We start from the raw sequence: 20,171 nt of genomic DNA, 5'->3' as shown, positions 1-20,171 counted from the left end.
ACCCTTAACCACCCCTAGGGGTGGGCGGATTCGACGGCCCGGGTGTTCCGGGGGTCGTGTCCGTCGAACGAACGGCGTACGTAGGACAGGGAATCGAGCAGTTCCGCGGCGGTGACGGCGTGGGCCGGGCGTACGTCGGCGATGCCGTTCAGCGGCATCCTGCCGATGTCGGTCCAGGCCAGCCGGCCGTCCGCGGCGATATGACTGCGGCTGAATCCGGCGTTGTCCGGATGCAGACAGTAGGGCACGTCGAGCAGTCCCTCGGCGAATGCCGTCAGCAGGGCACCGCCGAGGTCGTCGTCCAGTTCCAGGACGGCGTTCACCAGGGCGGACGCCTCGGCGTAGGTCTGGGTGCCGGTGGCGTCGACCGGGGCGCGCGGGGTGCGGGCGGCGATCTCGGCCGCGTATTCCAGGGCGGCCACGTTCTCGGCCACGGTGGGAATGCGGCGGGATTCCGCGACGGTTTTCACGATGAGCCGTTCCGAGCCGCTGGCGACGGCGAGTTCGGCCGCTTTCCCGAGCAGTCGGTAGGCGCCCTGTTCCGTTTCCGGATACAGGCCCATGTAGGCGTAGACGACGACATGCCATTCGGCGTCCGGCAGGTGGTGCGCGCACAGGCGGCGCAGCGCGGCCACCGCTTCGGCGTCCTGGCCGGGATGGGTCTGCTGGGCGTAACTGACGGAAATGCTGCGGATGCCGTGCCGGTGGAAGAACAGCGCCTCCAGCACGCTGACGGCGACGAGCAGGCTCGGCGGGCACAACTGGCCGAGGACACAGCCGCCGAAGGTCTCCAGGTGCGGTTCGCCGCCCGACTCCCGGCGGGCGGCGAGCAGTTCGCAGGCGTCCGACCAGTGGGCGACGGACGCGCGCAGCGGCACCCGGCCGTAGGGCAGGCAGTAGGAGACCGGGCCGCCCTCGGAGGCGTCGAGCCCGACGGCGGTCAGCGCCCGGAAGATGTCCCGGGGCGCGGCGGAGCCGTGCCGGACCTGGACCGGGAAGCCGGGGCCGTGGATCCCGTCGAGGACGGCCGCGGTGGTGGCCGCGTCGTGGCTCACGATCGGGTAGCCGTTGAGGGCCACGTCCTCCAGGACGGCCAGGCGCGCCGACTCCAGGTCGCCGACCCGGGTGTAGCTGTCCAGGGTGATCGTGCCGACGGTGGTCGCCCGCGCGTTCCGGGTGGCGAGCAGCCCGGAACGCATCCGCCGCGGGCTGCTCATCCCCATCCGGGGCTGCACCACCAGGTGGCCGGCGTCGTGAGCCCGGCGCACGAACGCGCCGAACCCGCCGCCGGTCACACCAGGGCCCGCTGCGGCAGCGCGCCGAGCATCCGCCGGAAGGCGGCGACGCCCTCGGCGCTGTCGTCGAACACCGCGTCGTACCCGGCGGCGCGCAGCGCGGCCACCTCCTCGGTGCCCGCGGGCCCGGCGATGCCGAGCTTGCCGCCGATGACGGCGGGCACCGCGGCGAGGCCGGGGTGTTCGCGCAGCCGGGTGACGGTCCGCATGCCGTCGTGGTAGCCGTGCCCGTTGACGCTGCTGACCACGATGAGCGCGGGGCGGTGCGCGAGGGCCTCGGCGATGAGCAGGTCCTCGGGGACGCACGGGCCGAGGTTGACCACGCGGTGCCCGTGCTCCTCCAGGAGGAGCTGGAGGTAGACGAGGTTCCAGGTGTGGGAGTCGGAGATGCCGCCGGCCACCAGCACGGGCCGGTCGCCGGGGCCGGGGAAGGTCGGGGAGGGGCTCATCACAGGGCCTGTCCGTGGTCGTAGGTGCGGGTGTGCTCGATGCGGGAGACGGACACGAGGTCGTCGCCGCGTACGACGATCTCGGCGGGCGCGGGCCGGCCGAGGAACATCAGCAGGCTGGCCGTGGGGCCGTAGGCGCCCGCGTTGGGGACCGTGAGCAGGTCGCCGGGGGCGAGCGCGGGCAGCGGGACGCCCCGGCCGAGCAGGTCGCCCGGGGTGCACAGCGGTCCGGCCAGGCTCGCCGGGGTGCCGTCGGCGCCCACGGACTCGTGGGGTTCGACGGACACGGGCAGGATGCGGCCGAGCCCGGACATGCCCCCGAAGGTGTTGATGCCGGCGTCGACGACGAGGTAGCGGTGGTCGCGGCTGTCCTTGACGTTGACGACGGAGGTGAGCAGGGTGCCGCTGTCGGCGACCAGGTAGCGGCCCGATTCGCAGGCGACCTGGGGGGCGCCCGCGCGCCAGCCGGGGAAGTGCTCGTCCAGCGCCCGCGCGAGGGCGTCGCGCAGTTCGCCGTAGACGGGCCGGGTGCCCTGCACGGCGTAGGGCGCGGCGAATCCGCCGCCGATGTCGAGGAAGCGGAAGGTGACGCCGAGGGCCTCCTGGAGGGCGGCGGCGGTGGCGACGGTGTGCCGGAACTCGGCGATGAGGCTCGCCTCGTCCTTGGCGTTGCTCAGCGGGAAGAAGTGCAGTCCGGCGACGCGGGTGCCGGGGACCTCGCGCAGTTCGGCGGCGAGGTCGGGCAGGGTCTCGCCGTCGAAGCCGAACTGCGAGGGCACGCCGGTCATGCGGATGCCGGTGGCCGCGGCGCCGGTGGCGTTGTTGACGCGGAGCAGGCAGTCGGCGGTCAGGCCCAGCCCGAGCGCCGTCTCGCCGATGCGGCGCAGGTCGCCGGGGGACTCGGCGGAGAACAGGCGCACGCCCCGGGCCAGGGCCTCGGTCAGTTCCCCGGTGGTCTTGCCGGGTCCGGTGTACAGGACGCGGTCGCCGGCGAACCCGGCGCGCAGGACGGCGTCGAGTTCGCCGACGGAGCTGATCTCGGCGCGGCAGCCGCCGGCCCCCAGCTCGCGCAGCAGTTCGGGGTGGGGGTTGGCCTTGGCGGCGTAGAACACCTCGACCTCGGCGGGCAGCGCGGCGAACAGGTCGTCGCGGGCCGCGGCCACCCGGTCCAGGTCGTAGACGTAGGCCGGGGTGCCGAAGCGCTCGGCCAGCTCGGTGGCGGACACGCGGTGGTCGCGGCCGGCCGGTTCGGTGGCGGTCACGCGGGGGTTCCTTCCAGGAGGCGGGCGAGCGCCTTGCGGTCGTGCTTGCCGTGCGGCGTGAGCGGCAGTTCGCCGACGATCCGGCTCACGGCGGGCACCTTGGCGGGCTCCAGCCGCAGCGACAGTTCCTTCAGCAGGGTGTGCGGGTCGATGTCGCCCTCGGCGAACACCGCGAGGGGGCGGTCCTCGGCGGGCGGCAGGACGGCGGCGGCGCGGACGCCGGGGACGTCGGCGGCGGCGGCCTCGATCTCGGTGGTGCTCATGCGGACGCCCTTGTGCTTGAACATGTCGTCGCGGCGGCCCTCGTAGTACAGGAAGCCGTCCTCGTCGACGTGGCCGAAGTCGCCGGTGTGCAGCCGCAGTCCGCCGTCGGGGGCGGGGCGGAAGGCGCGGGCGGTCTGCTCCGGGGCCCGCCAGTAGCCGGGCATGACGTGCGGTCCCTCGACGACGATCTCGCCGGTCCGCCAGGGCGGCAGCGGCCGGCCCTCGTCGTCCACGACGAAGGCGCGGGTGCCGGGCAGCGGGCGGCCGACCGAGCCGGGCTTGGCGTCCTGGAGGGCGGGCGGCAGCACGGAGACGCGTTTGCACTCGGTCTGCCCGAACTGGACGACCACCTCGGCACCGGGGAACGCCGTGCGCAGGGCGTCGGCGGTGGACTTCGGCAGCGCGGCACCGGTGTTGGTGAACAGCCGCACCCGGGACGCACGGGCCGGTTCGCGTTCGGCGAGGGCGCAGATCATGGTGGCCAGGGACGGCACGATCGGGACGACGGTGGCGCCGGTCTCCCGGATGCGGCGCAGCAGCACCAGGTCCGAGTCGCCGTCGGCGAGGACGAGTTCGCTGCGGCCGGCGGCGGTGAGCAGCACCTTGTACAGGCCGTAGTCCCAGGAGATGGGGAAGCGGCAGAACACCACGTCGTCGGGGCGGTAGCCGAGTTCGAGGTTGATGGCCTCGGTGGCGAAGACCATCCGGCCGTGCGGGCAGATGACCGCCTTGGGCGCGGCGGTGGAGCCGGAGGTGTAGACGAGGACGGCGATGTCATCGGCGCCGACCGGGGTCTCGGCGGGCCGCTCCCCGCGCTCGCGCAGCGCGGTGATCTCCCGCCAGGCCGGGCCGAGCCCGCGGACGGGCACCTGACCGGCGAGGGCGCCGATCCGGTCCACGGCCGTGTCGGCGACGACGATCAGCGCGGGTTCGGCGTTCTCCACGACCGCCCGCAGGTGGTAGTCCTTCATGCCGGTGTTGACGGGGACGAGGACCGCGCCGCACCGCGCGGTGCCGTACAGCAGCGCAACGAGTTCCCGGGTGCTGGGCAGCTGGACCAGGACCCGGTCGCCGGGGCCGATGCCGGCCGACCGCAGCCAGGCGTGGACGGCGTGGCTGTGGGCGGCCAGTTCCCGGTACGTCCAGCGGCCCGTGGCGTCGGTGACCGCCGGGGCGTCGGGGCGCTCGGCGGTGGCCTCGTCGAGCAGGTCGTGCACCCGGGCGTCGGTGCGGGCCGGCACTGTCGGTTGACCGTTCACTGCGACTCCTGCCGCCTTTCGTGTGTGCCTCCGGCGGGCTGCCGCATGGCCGCGGCCCGGGAGGCGAGCTTCCTGCGATCGGTCTTGCGGTTGGCGTTGAGCGGGAGGGCGTCCAGGTGGTGGTAGGCGCGCGGGACGACGGCGGCCGGCAGCAGCGCGCGCAGATGGCGGGCGAGCCGCGCGGGCGCGACGGGGGTGCCGGTGTGGAAGACGGCGAGTTCCACGGTGCCGTCCACGGGCACCGCCACGGTCACGGCGTCCTCGACGCCGGGACAGGTGCGGGCGGCGGCGTCCACCTCGGCCAGCTCCACCCGGATGCCGTGCACCTGGACCTGTGCGTCCTTGCGGCCCAGGTAGTGCCATCCGCCGTCGTCGGCGCGCCGGACCCGGTCGCCGGTGCGGTAGTAGCGCCGGCCGTCGCGCTCCAGGAACCGCCCGGCGTCGTCCGCCGGGTCGAGGTAGCCCGGGGTCGACTGGGGCCCGGCGATGCACAGTTCGCCCTCGTCACCCGTGCTGGGCGCGCCGGAGGGGTCGAGCAGCAGGGTGTCGTGGCCGGGGTGGACGGCGCCGATGGGCACCATGTCGTTCGGCTGGCGGCCGGGTGTCCAGCGGTGCGCGGTGATGGTGATGGTCAGCTCGGTGGGGCCGTAGAGGTTCTCCAGCGCGGCGCCCGGCGCGGCGGCGGCCCAGTCCTCGGCGTCCTTGCAGCCGAGCGCCTCCCCCGCGAAGAAGCTCCAGCGCAGCGGGGCCAGGGCGCCCGGTGCGAGCCCGCCGGTGCGGCGCACCAGGGTGATCGCGCTGGGCGTGGAGAACCAGACGGTCATCCGCTGCTCGGCCACGAACTCCGGCAGGTGCGCGTAGGCCCGGGGCGGTACGGGGACGACGGCGGCGCCGGCGCCCCAGGCGCAGAACAGGTCGAACATCGCGCAGTCGAAGTTGAGGTCGAAGGTCTGCGAGAAGACGTCGTGCGGCCCGAAGTCGTAGCGCCGGTCGAGCAGGCCGAAGTAGTGGGCGGTGTTGGCGTGGGTGACCGGGACGCCCTTGGGCCGGCCGGTGGAGCCCGAGGTGAACAGCACGTAGGCGATGTCGGAGGGCCGGGTGGGCTGGGGTGCCTTCAGGGCGCTGTCCGGGTCGAGGGCGAGGGCGGGCATCGGCTGCCCGCCGGGCGCGAACAGCGTCGGCAGCCGTACGCCGTCCTCGTGCAGCGCGGTCAGGGCGGGCAGGGCGTCGTCGTCGGCGAGCAGCGCGCCCACCCCGGCGGCCTCGATCATCCGCCGGGTGCGGGCGGCGGGGAAGGCCGGCTGGAGGGGGACGACGGTGACGCCGCTGTACAGGCCGGCCAGCAGCGAGACGTACGCCGTGGGTCCCTTGCCGGCCAGCACCCCCACGGCGGGCGGCCGGCCGGGGAGCCCGGCGAGCAGTGAGCCGGCCCGGACCAGGGCGTGTTCGTGCAGTTCGCGGTAGGTGAGCTCGACGCCGTCGGCGCGCAGCGCGGGCCGGTCGGGGGCGAGGGCCAGGCCGCGCGCGAACCGGCCGGACAGCGTGCCGTCCACGGTGGGGTCCACGGTGGCCGCCCCGTCAGCCCGCGGTGCTCTGCTGCAGCATGCCGCGCAGCGTGTCCCACAGGACGCCGGCGGTGCGGAAGGTGTCCATGGTCAGCGCGCTGTCGCGGAAGCGGACCTGGTAGTCCTCCTCCAGCGTGCCGAGCAGCTGGACGGTGCCGAGGGAGTCCAGGCCGAGGTCCTTCAGGTCGGACTCCGGCGTCAGCTCCTCCTGCGGGGGGAGGAACGGCAGGAAGGGGCGGAGTATCTGTTCGAACCGGTCGTCCCACATGGGGCCTCCAACGAGTCGGGCGGGGATCAGGCGGCGCGGGTACGGCGCCGGGGGGTCATGGCCAGCCGCGGCTGGGCCGCGACGACGTCGAACTGGCGGGTCGTGCACGGCACCCGGCCGAACAGGCTGTCGGGTCCGGCGACGCACATCCGGCGGGCGCCGGCGTCCTTCAGGGCCGTGGTGACGCTCGGCCAGTCCATCGGGTGGTCGAAGCCGTCGAGGAGCATGGTGCGCACCTCCTCGCCGGTGCGCAGGAGCCGGCCGTCCTGGTCGGCGACGACGGGCAGCCGGGGGTCGGCGAAGGCGTAGCGGGACACCACCTCGCGGTCGGCCTTCGCGCGCAGCGACGCGAACGCCGAGGCGTGCATGGGGGGCCGCATGGTGTACAGGGGGAGGCTGCCGAGGGCGCGCAGCCGCTCCTGGAACCAGGGCACGCGGTGTTCGGAGAGGGAGAGCATGTAGAAGCCGTCGTCGATGTGACAGGAGATCTCGTGCCACTCCCCCGCCTCGTCCAGTTCGGCGAGGATCGCGTCGAGGCCGTCGCGCGGGGCGCGGACGAAGGACAGGGTGACGACGTCCTTGTGCTCGGTGGCGAAGTACTCCTCCAGGCAGCGGGCGATCTCCGCGGTGAGGCGGACGGCGTCGGGGAGTTCCAGGGCGCCGGTGTAGGCGAGGGCCGCCTTCTCGCCGAAGCTGGGTCCGGCGACGATGCCGGGTTCCACGCCGAGGTGTTCCTCGGCCCAGTGGGCGCAGGCGAGGCAGTTGACGAGGAACGCGACCTGGGCGGCCTCCGAATAGTCGCCCGGGGAGGTGCGGAAGGCGTCCACGAGGGAGTAGCCGAGGGCCTCGTCGGCGACGGCGACCAGGTCCCGGGCGATGGGGTTCGCCACCATGAACCTGCCCACCTCGGCGAACGGGACGGGTCCCATGCCGGGGAAGACGAGGGCGGTGTCGTGTGCCATGGCCAGGTCCCCTTTCACAGGCTCTTGAGGAAGTCGGTCAGCACCGCGCGGAACCGCTCGGGTTCCTCCAGGTGCGGAAGGTGGCTGGACTCCTCGAAGATCTCCCAGCGGGCCCCGGGGATCTCGTCGTGGTACGGCTGGACGACGGCCGGTGTGGCCTCGTCGTGGCGTCCGCTGATCAGCAGGGTCGGGATGCGGATGCGGTGCAGGTCGCCGACGATCGACCAGTCTTTCAGGGAGCCGATGACGTGGAACTCGTTGGGGCCGTTCATCGCGTAGTAGACGGTGGGGTCGTTGTAGATCTCCATGAACGAGGACAGGAAGTCCCGGGGCCAGGGCGTCACCCGGCACACGTGGCGGTCGTAGAAGACCCGCATCGCGGCGAGGTACTCCTCGCTGTCGTAGGTGCCGGCCGCCTCGTGCCGCCGCAGGGTGTCCTCCACCTCCGGCGGCAGTGCGGCGCGCAGCCGGGCCATCTCCTGCAACCACAGCGGGTAGGAGGCGGGCGCGTTGGCCACGACCAGTCCGCGCAGGCCGGGCGGGGCGGTCATCGCGTGCCGGGCGCACAGCGGGCCGCCCCAGCTCTGGCCGAACAGCACATAGTCGTCGGCGATCCCCAACCGCTGAACCAGGTTGGCCAGTTCGGCCTCGAACAGCTCGACGGTCCAGAACCCGGGGTCCTGGTCCGGGAGATGGGTCGAGCCGCCGTTGCCGAGCTGGTCGTAGTGGACGACGGGCCAGCCGTCCTCGGCGAGGCGGGCGAGCGGCAGCAGGTAGTCGTGGGTGCTGCCGGGCCCGCCGTGCACGACGACGACCGCCGGGCGTCCCGCGCCCGGCTCACCGGTCACCCGGTACCAGGTCCGGTACTCCCCGAAGGGGACGGTGCCCTTCGCGCTGGCTTCCGGGGACACGCTGATCACCTCTGCTCGCTGCGGGACGGGACGGCGCCGGGCGCGGACCCCGGCCGGGACCGGGAGGGCCGGGGCGCGGCGCCCCCGCCGTCTCCGCCGTGGTCCGCAGCCGACGCTAACGGCCCCCGCCCCGCCACCAGACCCCTAACCGCCCCTAGGCGGTCCGGGGGGACTGGGGGCGCATGGGGGTGGGGGGCGGGGTGGGGTGGGGTGGGGTGCCTGCGGCGGCGTGGGAGAGGGAGGCGGGTGGGGGTGGGTACCGGTGACGTGGGAGGGGAAGGCGGGTGAGGGGGTGCCGGCCCCAAGCGGAGCAACGGCGACGGAGTGCCGGCCGCGCGGGAGCAGCGGCGACGGAGTGCCGGCCGCACGGGGGCAGCGGCGACGGAGTGCCGGCCGCGCGGGGGCAGCGGGGACAGGCGACCGACGGCGCGGGGAGGGAGCGGGGACGGACGGCCGGCGGCGCGCGGACGGGGGGGCCGGCGGCACGCAGGCAACGGGCGACCGACGGCACGCGAACGGCGGGCGACGGGATGCCGGCGGCACGCGGAGCCTCGGGAGTGGGATGCCGGTGGCACCCGGGGTGACGGACGACGGAGTCGAGGCGGCACGCGAAGCGACAGGCGACGGGACCAGCCGGGCCCTGGCGACGAGCACCGGCCCCGCAGTACCCGGGGTGGCGGATGACGAGGCATCCGCGGCGGGCACAGGGCACCGGCGGCGCCCGGGTTCACCGGCCGTACCGCGCCGCCGCCGTTCGGGACCAGCGGAGGCACCCCACCGACGGCACCCGGGGCAACCGGGGTGTCCGGGGCATCCACAACACCAGCCCCGCCCCGCCGGCACCCAAGACACCGGCCGCACCCCACCGACGGCACCCGGGCGCCGGCCGCCCCGCACCGCACCGCACCGCACCAACGGCATCCGGGGCACCAGCCGCACCCCATCGGCAGCGCCCGACACCCCGACGGCGCCCGGGACACCGGGTGAAGCCGGCCGCGTCGGCCATCCCGGCCCCCGCCACCCCCTAGGGCCTGTCTGACAATTCGCGTCGTCGCCCGAAGGGCGGCCGCGCGGCGTCAGGTGCGTGCTCTGGGGGTCCCCCCGGCCGAAGGCTGGGGGAGTGTCGGCCCCAGGCCCTCGTACTGGACGTACTCGGGTCCGGGGCCGGTGCGGCGAGTGGGGGTGCCCCCTGCTCGAAGAGCTTGGGGGAGCGTGCATGGCGTCGCGCGGCAGACGGGAATTGTCAGACAGGCCCTAGGGGCGGCTAGGGGTTGGGTCCCGTCGGCGTGGCTGCCTAGCGTGCGGGGGACGGCCGACGGCGCCGCACGGCGCCGCGCCCGGGGCGGACCCGGCGTCGGCGCGTCCCGTTCCCTCCCGTGCGAAGAGGACATGATGACTGCACCTGCCGAACCGGCCGACCAGGCCGCGCCGCCGGACTTCCCGATGCGGCGGGCCTGTCCCTTCAGCCCGCCGGCCGCCTACGCCGAGCTGCGCGAGACCGCCCCCGTCTCCCGGGCCCGGCTGAAGGTCAACGGCAAGCCCGCCTGGCTGGTCACCCGGCACGACCTGTACAAGAAGCTGCTGGGCGACGAGCGGGTCAGCGCGAACCTGAAGCTGCCCGGCTACCCCCTCCAGGTACCGGTGCCGGACGAGATCCTCCAGTCGGTGCCGCTGACGTTCCTGTCCATGGACCCGCCGGACCACACGGTGCAACGGCGCATGCTGGCCCCGGAGTTCAGCGTGCGCCGGATGCGCGAGCTGCGCGGCCGGGTGCAGCAGATCGTGGACCGGCAGATCGACCACATGCTGGAGAAGGGCGCGGACGGCCCGGTCGACCTGGTCACCTCGCTCGCGCTGCCGGTGCCCTCCCTGGTGATCTGCGAACTCCTCGGCGTGCCCTACGAGGACCACGGCCGGTTCGAGGAGTGGGCGTGGGCCATCATGAACCACGACATCAGCGAGGAGGACCGGGGCCGCGCCCACTACGAGCTGGACCGGTACGTGGACGGGCTGGTCACCGCCAAGGAGAGCGAGCCCGGCGACGACATGATCAGCCGGCTGATCGAGTTCAACCGGCAGACCCCCGCCGTGGAGCACTCCGACATCGTCAGCATGTCCAAGCTGATGCTGGTCACCGGCCACGAGACGACCGCCAACATGATCGCCCTCGGTGTGCTGGCCCTGCTGGAGCACCCGGAGCAGCTGGCCGCCGTCCGCGCCGAGCCGGAGCTGATGCCCCGGGCGGTGGAGGAGCTACTGCGCTTCTTCTCCATCTCCGACGCGGGCACCGCGCGCGTCGCCCTGGAGGACATCGAGCTGGGCGGGGTGACCATCCGGGCCGGTGAGGGCGTCCTGCCGCTGAACAACGCGGCCAACCACGACGCGCGCGTCTTCCCCGACCCCGACCGCCTGGACGTGCGCCGCGAGGCCCGCAGCCAGCTGGCGTTCGGCTACGGCGTCCACCAGTGCATCGGCCAGAACCTGGCCCGCATGGAGCTGGACGTCGTCTACTCGACGCTGCTCGCCCGCGTCCCGACGCTGCGCCTGGCCGCCCCGGTGGAGGAGCTGCGGTTCAAGGACGACGCGATCGTCTACGGCCTGTACGAGCTGCCCGTCACCTGGTGACACCCCGCCCCGCCGCCCCGACCCCTCCCCCGCCGTCACCGACGTCCGAAAGGCAGCCATGACCCAGTCCGCCGACGCCGCACCCGAGACGGAATCGCCGCTGGTGCGGTTCCCGCTGCGCCGCACCTGCCCGTTCTCCGAGCCGCCCGAGTACGCCGGGATGCGCGCCGACCAGCCCGTTTCCCGGGCCGCGCTGAAAGTGAACGGCAAGCCGGCCTGGCTGGTCACCCGGCACGAGCACGTCCGGCAGGTGCTGGGCGACAGCCGGGTCAGCTCCAATCTGAAACTGCCGGGCTACCCGCACCAGTTCCACATCCCCGAGGAACTGCTGGCGCAGGTCCGGCTGATGATGCTGAACATGGACCCGCCGGAGCACACCGCCCACCGGCGCATGCTCATACCGGAGTTCACCGCCCGGCGGGTGCGCGAGCTGCGCCCGCGGATCCAGCAGATCGTGGACGACCACGTGGACGCGATGCTGGCGGCGGGCGGCCCGGTGGACCTGGTCACCGCCCTGGCGCTGCCGGTGCCCTCCCTGGTGATCTGCGAACTGCTCGGCGTGCCCTACGAGGACCACGCGCGGTTCGAGGAGTGGTCGGCGGCGATGATGAACCACGACCTGAGCCCGGAGGAGTACGGCGCGGCCGTGCAGGCCCTGGACACCTATCTCGACCAGCTGGTCACCCTGAAGGAGAAGGAGCCGGGTGACGACCTCATCAGCCGGTTCCTGGAGAAGAACCGCGCCGAGCAGGTCGCCGACCACACCGACGTGGTGACGATGGCCCGGCTGATGCTGGTCGGCGGCCACGAGACCACCGCCAACATGATCGCGCTCGGGGTGCTGGCCCTGCTGCGGCACCCGGACCAGATGGAGGCGCTGCGGGCCGATCCGTCGCTGCTGCCGAACGCCGTGGAGGAGTTGCTGCGCGTCTTCTCCATCTCCGACTCCGGCACCGCCCGGGTCGCGGTGGAGGACATCGAGGTCGGCGACGTCACCATCCGCGCCGGCGAGGGCATCCTCGCGCTGAACAACGCGGCCAACCACGACGAGTCGGTCTTCCCGGACCCGGACACGCTGGACATCCGCCGCGCGGAGGCCCGCGGCCATCTGGCCTTCGGCTACGGCGTCCACCAGTGCATCGGTGCCAACCTCGCCCGGGTGGAGCTGGAGGCGGTCTACGGCACGCTGCTGCGGCGCGTCCCCGGCCTGCGGCTGGACGCCGACGTGGCGGAGCTGCGGTTCAAGGACGACGCCATGGTCTACGGCGTCTACGAACTCCCCGTCACCTGGTGACGGCCGAGCAGGACGGAGCGTCCCTGATGCGTGTCACCACCGAACGCGACCGGTGCGTGGGCTCCGGCCAGTGCGCGATGCTGAGCCCGGAGGTGTTCGACCAGGACGCCGACGGCCTGGTCACCCTCCTGCGGGAGGAGCCGGCCGAGGACCTGCGCGAGCAGGTCGTGCAGGCGGCCGAGCTGTGCCCGTCCCGTTCGATCCGCGTGCACGGCTGAACCCACTCGACGGCGGTGGGACCGGGTGGCCCGGTCCCGCCGCCGTCGGCCTATCGGGGGTCCGCGGGGCGCGGTCCCGCGAGGGACCGGGCCTGCTCCAGGAAGCGGGGCAGCCACTGCTCGTAGGAGACCCCCTGGAGGAACTGCAGGGCCGCCTCCGCGTCCGCGCCGACCACCGTGTGCAGCCCGGTGGCGGGGTCGTCGGCGGCGGCGAGCACGGCCCGGGCCGCCTCGGCGCAGTCGGCGGCGCCTTCCGCGACCCGGGCGAGGAACCGGTCCAGCCAGGCGTGGTCCGCGGCGTAGGGGCCGCTCCCGGACGGCTGCCCGCCGGCGGCGCCGGCCAGGGAGGCCCGCTGGATGGCGGTGGCGAAGCTGCCCGGCTCCAGGCACACCACGCGGATGCCGTACGGCTGGACCTCCGCGTACAGGGCCTCGCTGAGCGCGCCCAGGGCGGCCTTGCTCGCCGCGTAGAACCCGCCGTGCGGCACGGCGAAGGTGCGGGCGGCGAGCGAGGAGACGTTGACGATGACGCCGGAGCCCCGGGCGCGCATCCCGGGCAGCACCGCGCGGGCCAGGCGCAGCGGGCCCCAGAAGTTGGTCTCCAGCACGGTGCGGGCCTGCTCGTCCGGCATGGTCTCGACGGGCCCGGTACGGTCGACGCCGGCGTTGTTGACCAGGACGTCCAGGGGGCCGTACCGGTCCTGCACCGCGGTGACGGCGGCGGTGACGGAGGCGTCGTCGGTGACGTCCAGCCGGGGGATGTCCAGGGTCAGTTCCTCGGCGCGGGCACGACGCCGCAGTTCCCCGGCGGTGCCCGGGTCGCGGACGCAGGCGTGCACCCGGTCGCCCCGGCGGGCGAACGCCAGCGCCGTCTCCAGTCCGATGCCGCTGCCGCAGCCGGTGACGAGGACCGACCTCACGGCCGTACCGCCGCGTCCTCGAGCAGCCCGAGCACCTGACGCTGATGGCTCGTCAGGTAGAAGTGGCCGCCCTGGAACACATGGCACTCGAAGGAGGCGTCGGTGTGACGGGACCAGGCACGCGCCTCGTCCACGGTGACCTTGGGGTCGTCGTCGCCGACGAGCGCGACGACGGGGCACCGCAGGTTCGGGCCGGGCTCGTAGGCGTAGGTCTCGGCGACCCGGTAGTCGGCGCGGATGGCGGGCAGGGCCATGCGGAGCAGTTCGATGTCGTCGAGGATGGCCGAGTCCGTGCCGCTGAGCCGCCGCATCTCCTCGATGAGTCCGTCGTCGTCGCGCAGGTGGACGGACTCGTCGCGCGGGCAGGAGGGGGCCCGTCGGGCGGAGGCGAACAGGGCCCTCGGGACGATGCCGTGGTCGCGTTCCAGCCGGCGGGCGACCTCGAAGCCGAGGGAGGCGCCCATGCTGTGGCCGAACAGGACCAAGGGGCGGTCGGCCCACGGCAGCAGCGCGGGGGTGACGTGGTCGGCCAGTTCCCCGATGCTCCCGGCGCACGGCTCGTGGCGGCGGTCCTGGCGGCCCGGGTACTGCACGGCGAGCACGTCCACGGAGGGCGGCATGCTCGCCGAGACCGGGTGGTAGAACGTCGCCGAGCCGCCGGCGTGCGGCAGGCACACCAGCCGGGCCGCCGCGTCCGGGCGGGGGTGGTAGCGGCGGATCCAGAGACGGTCGTGCTCGGCGAGCGTGGTCATGGGGCGGGTGGTCCCTTCCTGGGGCGGCGGCGCCGCGGGGGGCACGGGCGGGCCCCAGCAGTCTGACCCGCCTTGCGGACGCCCGGCCACCCCTACCCGCCCCAACCGCCCGGCGTCGCTCAGGCGTTGAGATAGGCCAGGACCGCGAGCACCCGGCGGTTGCTGTCGCTGGACGGCGGCAGCATCAGCTTGGTGAAGATGTTGGAGATGTGCTTCGCCGCCGCTCCCTCGGTGACGGTGAGCCGCTGGGCGATCGCGGTGTTGGAGCAGCCCTCGGCCATGAGTTCCAGCACCTCGCGTTCGCGGGCGGTGAGCGCGGCCAGCGGTTCGTCCCGGGCGTGGCTGGTCAACAGCTGGGCGACGACGGCGGGGTCCATGGCCGTGCCGCCGGCCGCGACCCGGCGCACGGCGTCGATGAACTGCTCGTCGTCGAGGACGCTGTCCTTGAGGAGGTAGCCGATGCCGCCGGTGCCGTCGGCCAGCAGCTCGCGGGCGTACATCTGCTCGACGTGCTGGGAGAGGACGAGGATCGGCAGGCCGGGCCGCTCGCGCCGGGCCCGCAGCGCGGCCTGGAGGCCCTCGGTGGTGAAGGTGGGCGGCAGCCGTACGTCCACGATCGCCACGTCGGGCCGGTGCTCGGCGATCGCGGCGGCGAGGTCGGTTCCGTTGTCGACGGCGGCGGCGACCTCGAACCCGTACGCCTCCAGTAATTGGATGATTCCCTGCCTCAGGAGGAAGAGGTCTTCGGCGAGGACAACGCGCACGGCAACTCCAGCTTGATCACGGTCGGTCCGCCCGGAGGACTGTCGATCTCCAGGACGCCGTCAAAGGATGCCAGCCGCCGCCGGATGCCCTCCAGACCGCTCCCGGCCGAGACGTCGGCACCGCCGCGGCCGTCGTCGGTGATCCGGGTGTGCAGGGTGTCCTCCGCGCGCCAGGCGACGACCTCCACGCGCCGGGCGTCGGCGTGCTTGAGGGCGTTGGTGAGAAGTTCCGACACCGCGAAGTAGACGGCGGACTCGACCGGGTCGGGCAGCCTGCCGGGCAGGTCCGCCACCACGGTCACGTCGAGCGGGCTGGCCAGGCCCAGGGCGCGCAGGGCGTCGGCCAGGCCGCGTTCGGCGAGGACCGGCGGGTGGATGCCGTGGACCAGGTCGCGCAGTTCGCGCAGGGCCTCGACGGAGGAGCTGCGGGCCTGCCGCAGCAGCCGGCGGGCCTCCTCCGGGTCCTGGCCCATTTTCCGATCCACGGCGCCGAGTTGGAGGCCGAGGCTGACGAGCCGGGCCTGCGCGCCGTCGTGCAGGTCGCGTTCGATGCGGCGCAGTTCGGCGGCCTGGATGTCCAGCGCGCCGGACCGGGTCTCGGACAGGTGCTGCACGCGTGAGGCGAGTTGGGAACCGCGGGTCGGGCCGAGCAGGAAGCGGACGAAGTAGGCGTACCCCTTGAGCACCAGTGGGGACAGGAACACCCAGCCGGTGAGCACGACGAGCGCGAGCAGGCCGGCGGCGAACGCGGCCGGCCAGCTGCCGACGGTGACGAAGGCGTACCAGCGGCCCGTTCCGCCGTCCGCGACCGGCCGCCACAGCCCGCAGGCCAGGAACAGCCCCTCCCCCGCGTAGTAGAGCAGGGCGGCCGGTATGAACCCGGCCATGCCGAGGGCGGTGTTGAGCAGCAGCCACAGCAGGTCCCGCCAGGTCGCGGGGTCGGCGAGGATCCATTTGCAGCGGCGCGTCCAGCCGACGATGTCCCGCTCGATCTCCTCGGGTTCGGGCCGGTAGGGCCGCTCCACGGGGACGCCCGAGCGGGCCGCGGCGCGCCGGTTGAGGTCGCACAGCCACCGCACGGCCCGGGTGAGGTAGGGCAGCGCGAGGAAGCCGATGCCGATCAGGCAGAGGATGACGAAGTAGGCGGTGGTGACGAAGAGGACGACCGACAGCAGGGCTCCGGTGGCGGTGGCCACGCCGACCAGGGTGTCCAGGGCGGCGCGGCGGAGTCGGCCGCGCCAGGCGACCGGCACAGTCTTCATGCCCTCATGCTGCCATCCCCGGCCGGCGCTCACGCGGGGGCCGTCCCCGCCCGGGGGAAGCGGGGACGGCCCGGCCGGGGCGTGGCTCACGCGGCCTTCACCGTGTCCACGGCGGGGCTGCGCATGCCGCGCCAGGAGGGCAGCAGCGTGGCACCGAACACCAGCAGCAGGGACCCGCCGACGATGGCGAGGTAGATGCCGGGGGATCCGGAGGGCAGGTACGAGCCGCTCTTGACGAGGCTGTAGGGGACGATGGTCGTCGCGGAGGCGAGGGTGCCGAGGACGGTGGCGACGACCGCGATCAGCACGCCCTCCACGGTCAGCATGCCGATCACCTGGGCGCGGGTGGCGCCGGTGAGCCGCTGGAGGCCGAACTCCGCGCGCCGTTTGCGGGTGACGGACACCAGGGTGTTGACGACGGTGATGGCCGCGTAGCCGACGATCATGGCGACGATGGTGTAGTTGGCGGACACCAGGATCTGCTGGATCTGGTTGTTCCGGCCGGCCAGGGAGGAGCTGTCGTCCAGTTCGGTGCCGGGCACCCGGGCGGCCAGCGCGGCGAGCCGCTCGTGGGCCTCGGCGCCGGCGCCGGGCGCGGCGCGGACCAGGATCTGGCGCGGCAGCCCGTCGCCGGTGTGCGGGGCGAGGGTCGCCGCGGGCAGGGTCAGGTACTGCTGCTTGGGGTTGTCGGTGTAGAGGGCCACGACGGTGGGCCGCAGGGCGCTGCCGTCGCCGAGGTGCAGCGGCAGCCGGTCGCCGACCTCGACGCCGTACTCCCGGGCCTTCTTGTCGGACAGGGCCACGGTGTCGCCGTGCAGCGCGTCGAGGGAGCCGGCGACCACGGGCAGGTCGAGGCTCTGGCGCACCCCTTCGGCGGAGACGCCGCGCAGGTCGGTGTCGGCCGGGCCGCCGGGGCGGTCCACGAAGCCGCGGCTGGTGACGAACTCGCTGGCCGCGGCCACCCCGGGCGTGCCTCGCACCTCGGCGACGACGCCGGGCGCGAAACCGCCCGTGGTGGAGTCGAGGACGTAGTCGGCGAGGACGTTGGCGTCGTAGGAGGTCCGGGAGACGTGGTTCTCGGTGGACTGCATGTACAGGGTGCCCGTGGCGATGCCGATGAGCAGGACGATCGGTGCGACGGCGCCCGCCATGCGGACGTGGGCGGTGGCGGCGTTGCGCAGCGCCAGTTGCCCGGAGAGCCCGGACAGGGCCCGTACGGGGGGTCGCAGCAGCGCCACCATGGCCTTGGTGAGGCCGGGCGCGAGCAGGGCGAGGCCGATGCAGAACAGCACGGAGGCGGGGCCCGCGGTGCTGGCGAGGGTGGGGCCGTCCTCCATCACGGTGGCGGTGGCGACGGCCAGGCCGATGCCGTTGGCGAGGAAGAACAGCGCGAGCAGCAGCCGGGGCAGGCTGAACCAGCGGCCCGCGGCGGTCGCTTCGGCGAGGGCGGCGACCGGTTCGGTGCGGGCGGCCCGCCGTCCGGCGAACCGGGTGGCGCCGGCCGCCGCGAGGACGGTGACGGCCGCGCCGACGGCCATCGGCATCCAGCCGGCCTGGTAGACGATCGCCGGCGCCACCACGCCGCTGGAGGTCAGCACCTTGAACAGCAGCCGTCCGAGGGCGTATCCGGGCGCCAGGGCGAGCAGTACGGAGGCCACCGACAGCACGGCGGTCTCGGTGAGGATCATGCGGCGCAGTTGCTTCGGGGTGGAGCCGACGGCGCGCAGCAGGGCCATCTCGCGGGCGCGCTGCTGGAGGGAGAGGCCGAGGGTGGAGGCCACGCCGAACATGACGATCAGGACGACCGAGGAGCCGAAGACCGCCGCGAGGATGACGACGGTGCGCCGGCTGGAGAGGGTGCCGGGCAGTTCGGCCAGTCCCCGGCGGGCGCCGGTGAGCACCTCGGCGCGGTCGCCGACCTCGGCGCGCACCGCGTCCGCGAGGGCGGCGGTGCTCGTGCCGGGCTCGGGCAGCACGGCGACGGAGTCGATCCGGCCGCCCGCGAGGGCGCGGGCCGCGTCGTCGGTGAAGAAGACGGCCGCGTCGGGGTTGTGGCCGCCGTGCTGCTCGGCGACGCCGCTGACCCGGAACTGCCGGGCGGTGCCCCGGACGACGATGTCGACCGTGGCGCCGGGGCGGACGCCGGCCCGCCGGGCGAGCCCGGCGTCGAGAACGGCCTCGCCGCCGGTGACGGGGGATCTCCCGGCGGCGAGGGTATAGGGGGTGAGCCGGGCGGACGCCCAGCCGTGGCCGTACGACGCGGACTTCTCCGTCACCGGCTCGCCGTCCTTGAGGACGGTGGCCGGGAAGGAGACGTCGGGGACGGCCGCGCGCACACCGTCGGCCCGGGCCACCTCGCCGGTCAGACCGGCGTCGATGCGGTGCCGTTCGGTCAGCGCGCTGGAGTCGTGGGTCTGTTCACCGGTGACCACGACCGGGGCGCCGCGCAGGCGCTGCGGGTCGGCCGCCATGCGGACGCCGGTCTCCATCAGGCCGCCGCAGCCGATGACGATCGCGGCGCCGAGGAACATGGCGAGGAAGGTCGCGACGAAGCTCGTCCGGCGGAATTTCAGGGTGCGCAGGGCCAGGCGCCACATCAGAACCGCCCTCCCGAGTGCTGCGGCGCGTTCTGCCGGTGGGCTTCGTCCTCCCAGGCGCCGAGCCGGGTCATCCGGGCGGCGACCGCGTCGGCCGTGGGCCGGTGCAGCTCGCCGGCGAAGGCGCCGTCGGCGAGGAAGACCACGCGGTCGGCGTAGGAGGCGGCGACCGGGTCGTGGGTGACCATGACGAGGGTCTGGCGGGCGGTGTCGACGGACTCGCGCAGCAGGCGGAGCACGGCGGCGGCGGTGCGGGTGTCGAGGGCGCCGGTGGGTTCGTCGGCGAAGACGACGGCGGGCCGGGTGACCAGGGCGCGGGCGATGGCGACGCGCTGCTGCTGGCCGCCGGACAGCTGGGCCGGCAGGTGGCCGAGCCGCTCGGCCAGGCCCACGCGCTCGACCACGGTGCGGATCAGGTCCTGGTCGGGCCGCTGCCCGGCCAGTTGCAGCGGCAGCGTGATGTTCTGCATCACCGTGAGGGCGGGCAGCAGGTTGAAGGACTGGAAGATGAAGCCGATCCGGTCCCGGCGCAGCTTGGTCAGCCGGGTGTCGTCGAGGCCGGCGAGGTCGGTGCCGCCGACGGTGACCGTGCCGGAGGTGGGCCGGACCAGTCCGGCGGCGCAGTGCAGGAAGGTGCTCTTGCCGGATCCCGAGGGGCCCATCACGGCGGTGAAGGTGCCGTCGGCGAAGCTCATGGTGAGTCCGCGCAGGGCGGCCACCCGGCCGTCTCCCCGGCCGTAGGTCTTCGACACGGCGTCCAGCCGTACCGCCTCCGTCCGGCGGAGGTCGTGTGAAGTCTGCACTCGGGCTCCCTAGGGGATGACGCGCCTCTCACGCGGTGTCTGAGGACCACATTAGGAACACCGCGCCGTCGGCACATTGGCATTGTCCGCCCGGTTCGAGGTAGAGGTTTCTCTACCTCCCCGGGCCAGGTTTCGACAGGGTTCCGCTGAAATGTGTACGACACCGTCTCCACCTTTGTGCAGGAGTGGCGCCATGTTTGTGCAGAGGTGTCTCGACTCCGTCCGCACGGGCGGCTCCACCGGGAAAGGTCCGATTGCCGCCCGTGTCACGGGGCGTACCTGCGGGTACCGTCGGAACGGACCCGAGAATCCACGAAGATGGGATGTCACATGGCCAGGAGGCCCGACCACGAGCTGACCGCGAGCGTCCGGCCCGATGGTTATCTGGAGTTACTCTCACGGCGCACCGGTAAGCGGCATCGGTGCGGTCCGCGTGGCACGACGATGTGGCTGGCGCTCCAGCGCAGCGACTGGCAGCCGGAATTGGCGGCGGATGAAATCGCCGCTCGATTAGGGATCGATCCGGACAGTATCCACTGTGATATCGAGGCGTGGTTGGCGCATTTCCACGAGGCCGCGAGATAAGGGGAATACGCGGGCGCGGGGGGGGGGGGGGGGGGGGGGGGGGGGGGGGGGGGGGGGGGGGGGGGGGGGGTGGGGGGGGGGGGGGGGGGGGGGGGGGGGGGGGGGGAGGGAGAGGG

The 20,171-nt window shown here is 73.8% G+C and carries 17 protein-coding genes; 3 read left to right on the top strand and 14 right to left on the bottom strand.

The window, feature by feature from the left end; all coding sequences use genetic code 11:
* Positions 1-14 precede the first annotated feature (14 nt).
* From ACZ4W9_RS20545 to ACZ4W9_RS20510, 8 genes are read right to left on the bottom strand one after another with little or no spacing between them, the layout of a single operon-like run.
* Positions 15-1,295, bottom strand: a complete 1,281-nt coding sequence (locus tag ACZ4W9_RS20545; RefSeq protein ID WP_467937718.1) for a methylaspartate mutase — start codon at positions 1,293-1,295, stop codon at positions 15-17.
* A complete protein-coding gene (locus ACZ4W9_RS20540; protein ID WP_467937716.1) occupies positions 1,292-1,744 on the bottom strand; it encodes a cobalamin B12-binding domain-containing protein in 453 nt (150 codons plus the stop codon). The genes ACZ4W9_RS20545 and ACZ4W9_RS20540 overlap by 4 nt, the downstream gene beginning before the upstream one ends.
* Positions 1,744-3,006, bottom strand: coding sequence for a type III PLP-dependent enzyme domain-containing protein (locus ACZ4W9_RS20535; RefSeq protein ID WP_467937714.1), 1,263 nt, complete (start codon positions 3,004-3,006; stop codon positions 1,744-1,746). The genes ACZ4W9_RS20540 and ACZ4W9_RS20535 overlap by 1 nt, the downstream gene beginning before the upstream one ends.
* Positions 3,003-4,529, bottom strand: coding sequence for a class I adenylate-forming enzyme family protein (locus tag ACZ4W9_RS20530; protein ID WP_467937712.1), 1,527 nt, complete (start codon positions 4,527-4,529; stop codon positions 3,003-3,005). The genes ACZ4W9_RS20535 and ACZ4W9_RS20530 overlap by 4 nt, the downstream gene beginning before the upstream one ends.
* Entirely contained in the window at positions 4,526-6,094 is a 1,569-nt protein-coding gene (locus ACZ4W9_RS20525; protein ID WP_467937710.1) for an AMP-binding protein, read from the bottom strand. Before ACZ4W9_RS20525 ends, ACZ4W9_RS20530 begins: the two co-directional genes overlap by 4 nt.
* A gap of 13 nt (positions 6,095-6,107) precedes the next feature.
* Entirely contained in the window at positions 6,108-6,362 is a 255-nt protein-coding gene (locus ACZ4W9_RS20520; protein ID WP_318205429.1) for a phosphopantetheine-binding protein, read from the bottom strand.
* A gap of 26 nt (positions 6,363-6,388) precedes the next feature.
* Positions 6,389-7,324 (bottom strand): ACP S-malonyltransferase, encoded by a 936-nt coding sequence (locus tag ACZ4W9_RS20515; RefSeq protein WP_467937707.1) that lies wholly within the window; start codon positions 7,322-7,324, stop codon positions 6,389-6,391.
* 14 nt (positions 7,325-7,338) lie between these two features.
* Entirely contained in the window at positions 7,339-8,235 is an 897-nt protein-coding gene (locus ACZ4W9_RS20510) for a proline iminopeptidase-family hydrolase (RefSeq protein ID WP_467937705.1), read from the bottom strand.
* Positions 8,236-9,627: 1,392 nt separating this feature from the next.
* On the opposite strand from ACZ4W9_RS20510, the gene ACZ4W9_RS20505 reads away from it, so the two are divergent.
* Genes ACZ4W9_RS20505 through ACZ4W9_RS20495 form a run of 3 tightly spaced genes read left to right on the top strand, consistent with a single transcriptional unit; the run spans position 9,628 to position 12,372 of the window.
* Complete coding sequence (locus ACZ4W9_RS20505; protein ID WP_467937773.1) at positions 9,628-10,860, top strand: cytochrome P450; 1,233 nt, start codon at positions 9,628-9,630, stop codon at positions 10,858-10,860.
* A 58-nt stretch (positions 10,861-10,918) separates the two neighbouring features.
* Positions 10,919-12,154: a cytochrome P450 gene (locus ACZ4W9_RS20500; protein WP_467937702.1), complete on the top strand. Its 1,236-nt coding sequence runs from the start codon at positions 10,919-10,921 to the stop codon at positions 12,152-12,154.
* 26 nt (positions 12,155-12,180) lie between these two features.
* The gene (locus tag ACZ4W9_RS20495; RefSeq protein ID WP_467937700.1) at positions 12,181-12,372 is read left to right on the top strand and encodes a ferredoxin; all 192 of its coding nucleotides are present in this window, start codon (positions 12,181-12,183) and stop codon (positions 12,370-12,372) included.
* Between the two features lie 50 nt (positions 12,373-12,422).
* On the opposite strand, the gene ACZ4W9_RS20490 is transcribed toward ACZ4W9_RS20495, so the two are convergent.
* The 6 genes from ACZ4W9_RS20490 to ACZ4W9_RS20465 all read right to left on the bottom strand — a co-directional run bounded on the left by ACZ4W9_RS20490 (position 12,423) and on the right by ACZ4W9_RS20465 (position 19,470).
* On the bottom strand, positions 12,423-13,292 hold the full coding sequence (locus ACZ4W9_RS20490) for an SDR family oxidoreductase (RefSeq protein WP_467937698.1): 870 nt from the start codon (positions 13,290-13,292) through the stop codon (positions 12,423-12,425).
* On the bottom strand, positions 13,289-14,044 hold the full coding sequence (locus ACZ4W9_RS20485) for a thioesterase II family protein (RefSeq protein ID WP_467937696.1): 756 nt from the start codon (positions 14,042-14,044) through the stop codon (positions 13,289-13,291). The genes ACZ4W9_RS20490 and ACZ4W9_RS20485 overlap by 4 nt, the downstream gene beginning before the upstream one ends.
* Before the next feature lie 119 nt (positions 14,045-14,163).
* On the bottom strand, positions 14,164-14,808 hold the full coding sequence (locus tag ACZ4W9_RS20480; RefSeq protein WP_161290623.1) for a response regulator: 645 nt from the start codon (positions 14,806-14,808) through the stop codon (positions 14,164-14,166).
* Positions 14,772-16,070 (bottom strand): sensor histidine kinase, encoded by a 1,299-nt coding sequence (locus ACZ4W9_RS20475; protein ID WP_467937694.1) that lies wholly within the window; start codon positions 16,068-16,070, stop codon positions 14,772-14,774. Before ACZ4W9_RS20475 ends, ACZ4W9_RS20480 begins: the two co-directional genes overlap by 37 nt.
* Before the next feature lie 86 nt (positions 16,071-16,156).
* Entirely contained in the window at positions 16,157-18,667 is a 2,511-nt protein-coding gene (locus ACZ4W9_RS20470; RefSeq protein WP_467937692.1) for an FtsX-like permease family protein, read from the bottom strand.
* Positions 18,667-19,470, bottom strand: a complete 804-nt coding sequence (locus tag ACZ4W9_RS20465; protein WP_467937690.1) for an ABC transporter ATP-binding protein — start codon at positions 19,468-19,470, stop codon at positions 18,667-18,669. The genes ACZ4W9_RS20470 and ACZ4W9_RS20465 overlap by 1 nt, the downstream gene beginning before the upstream one ends.
* Positions 19,471-20,171 lie beyond the last annotated feature (701 nt).

The sequence above is a fragment of the Streptomyces sp. NPDC029296 genome, from assembly GCF_055569255.1.
This window is presented reverse-complemented; position numbering and strand designations above follow the sequence as displayed.

Excerpts from the sequence above, each read along its gene's own strand:
- ACZ4W9_RS20485 (WP_467937696.1), bottom strand. The coding sequence starts at position 14,044 with ATGACCACGCTCGCCGAGCACGACCGTCTCTGGATCCGCCGCTACCAC.
- ACZ4W9_RS20515 (WP_467937707.1), bottom strand. The coding sequence starts at position 7,324 with ATGGCACACGACACCGCCCTCGTCTTCCCCGGCATGGGACCCGTCCCG.
- ACZ4W9_RS20540 (WP_467937716.1), bottom strand. The coding sequence starts at position 1,744 with ATGAGCCCCTCCCCGACCTTCCCCGGCCCCGGCGACCGGCCCGTGCTG.
- ACZ4W9_RS20470 (WP_467937692.1), bottom strand. The coding sequence starts at position 18,667 with ATGTGGCGCCTGGCCCTGCGCACCCTGAAATTCCGCCGGACGAGCTTC.
- ACZ4W9_RS20505 (WP_467937773.1), top strand. The coding sequence starts at position 9,628 with ATGACTGCACCTGCCGAACCGGCCGACCAGGCCGCGCCGCCGGACTTC.
- ACZ4W9_RS20520 (WP_318205429.1), bottom strand. The coding sequence starts at position 6,362 with ATGTGGGACGACCGGTTCGAACAGATACTCCGCCCCTTCCTGCCGTTC.
- ACZ4W9_RS20475 (WP_467937694.1), bottom strand. The coding sequence starts at position 16,070 with ATGAAGACTGTGCCGGTCGCCTGGCGCGGCCGACTCCGCCGCGCCGCC.
- ACZ4W9_RS20495 (WP_467937700.1), top strand. The coding sequence starts at position 12,181 with ATGCGTGTCACCACCGAACGCGACCGGTGCGTGGGCTCCGGCCAGTGC.
- ACZ4W9_RS20500 (WP_467937702.1), top strand. The coding sequence starts at position 10,919 with ATGACCCAGTCCGCCGACGCCGCACCCGAGACGGAATCGCCGCTGGTG.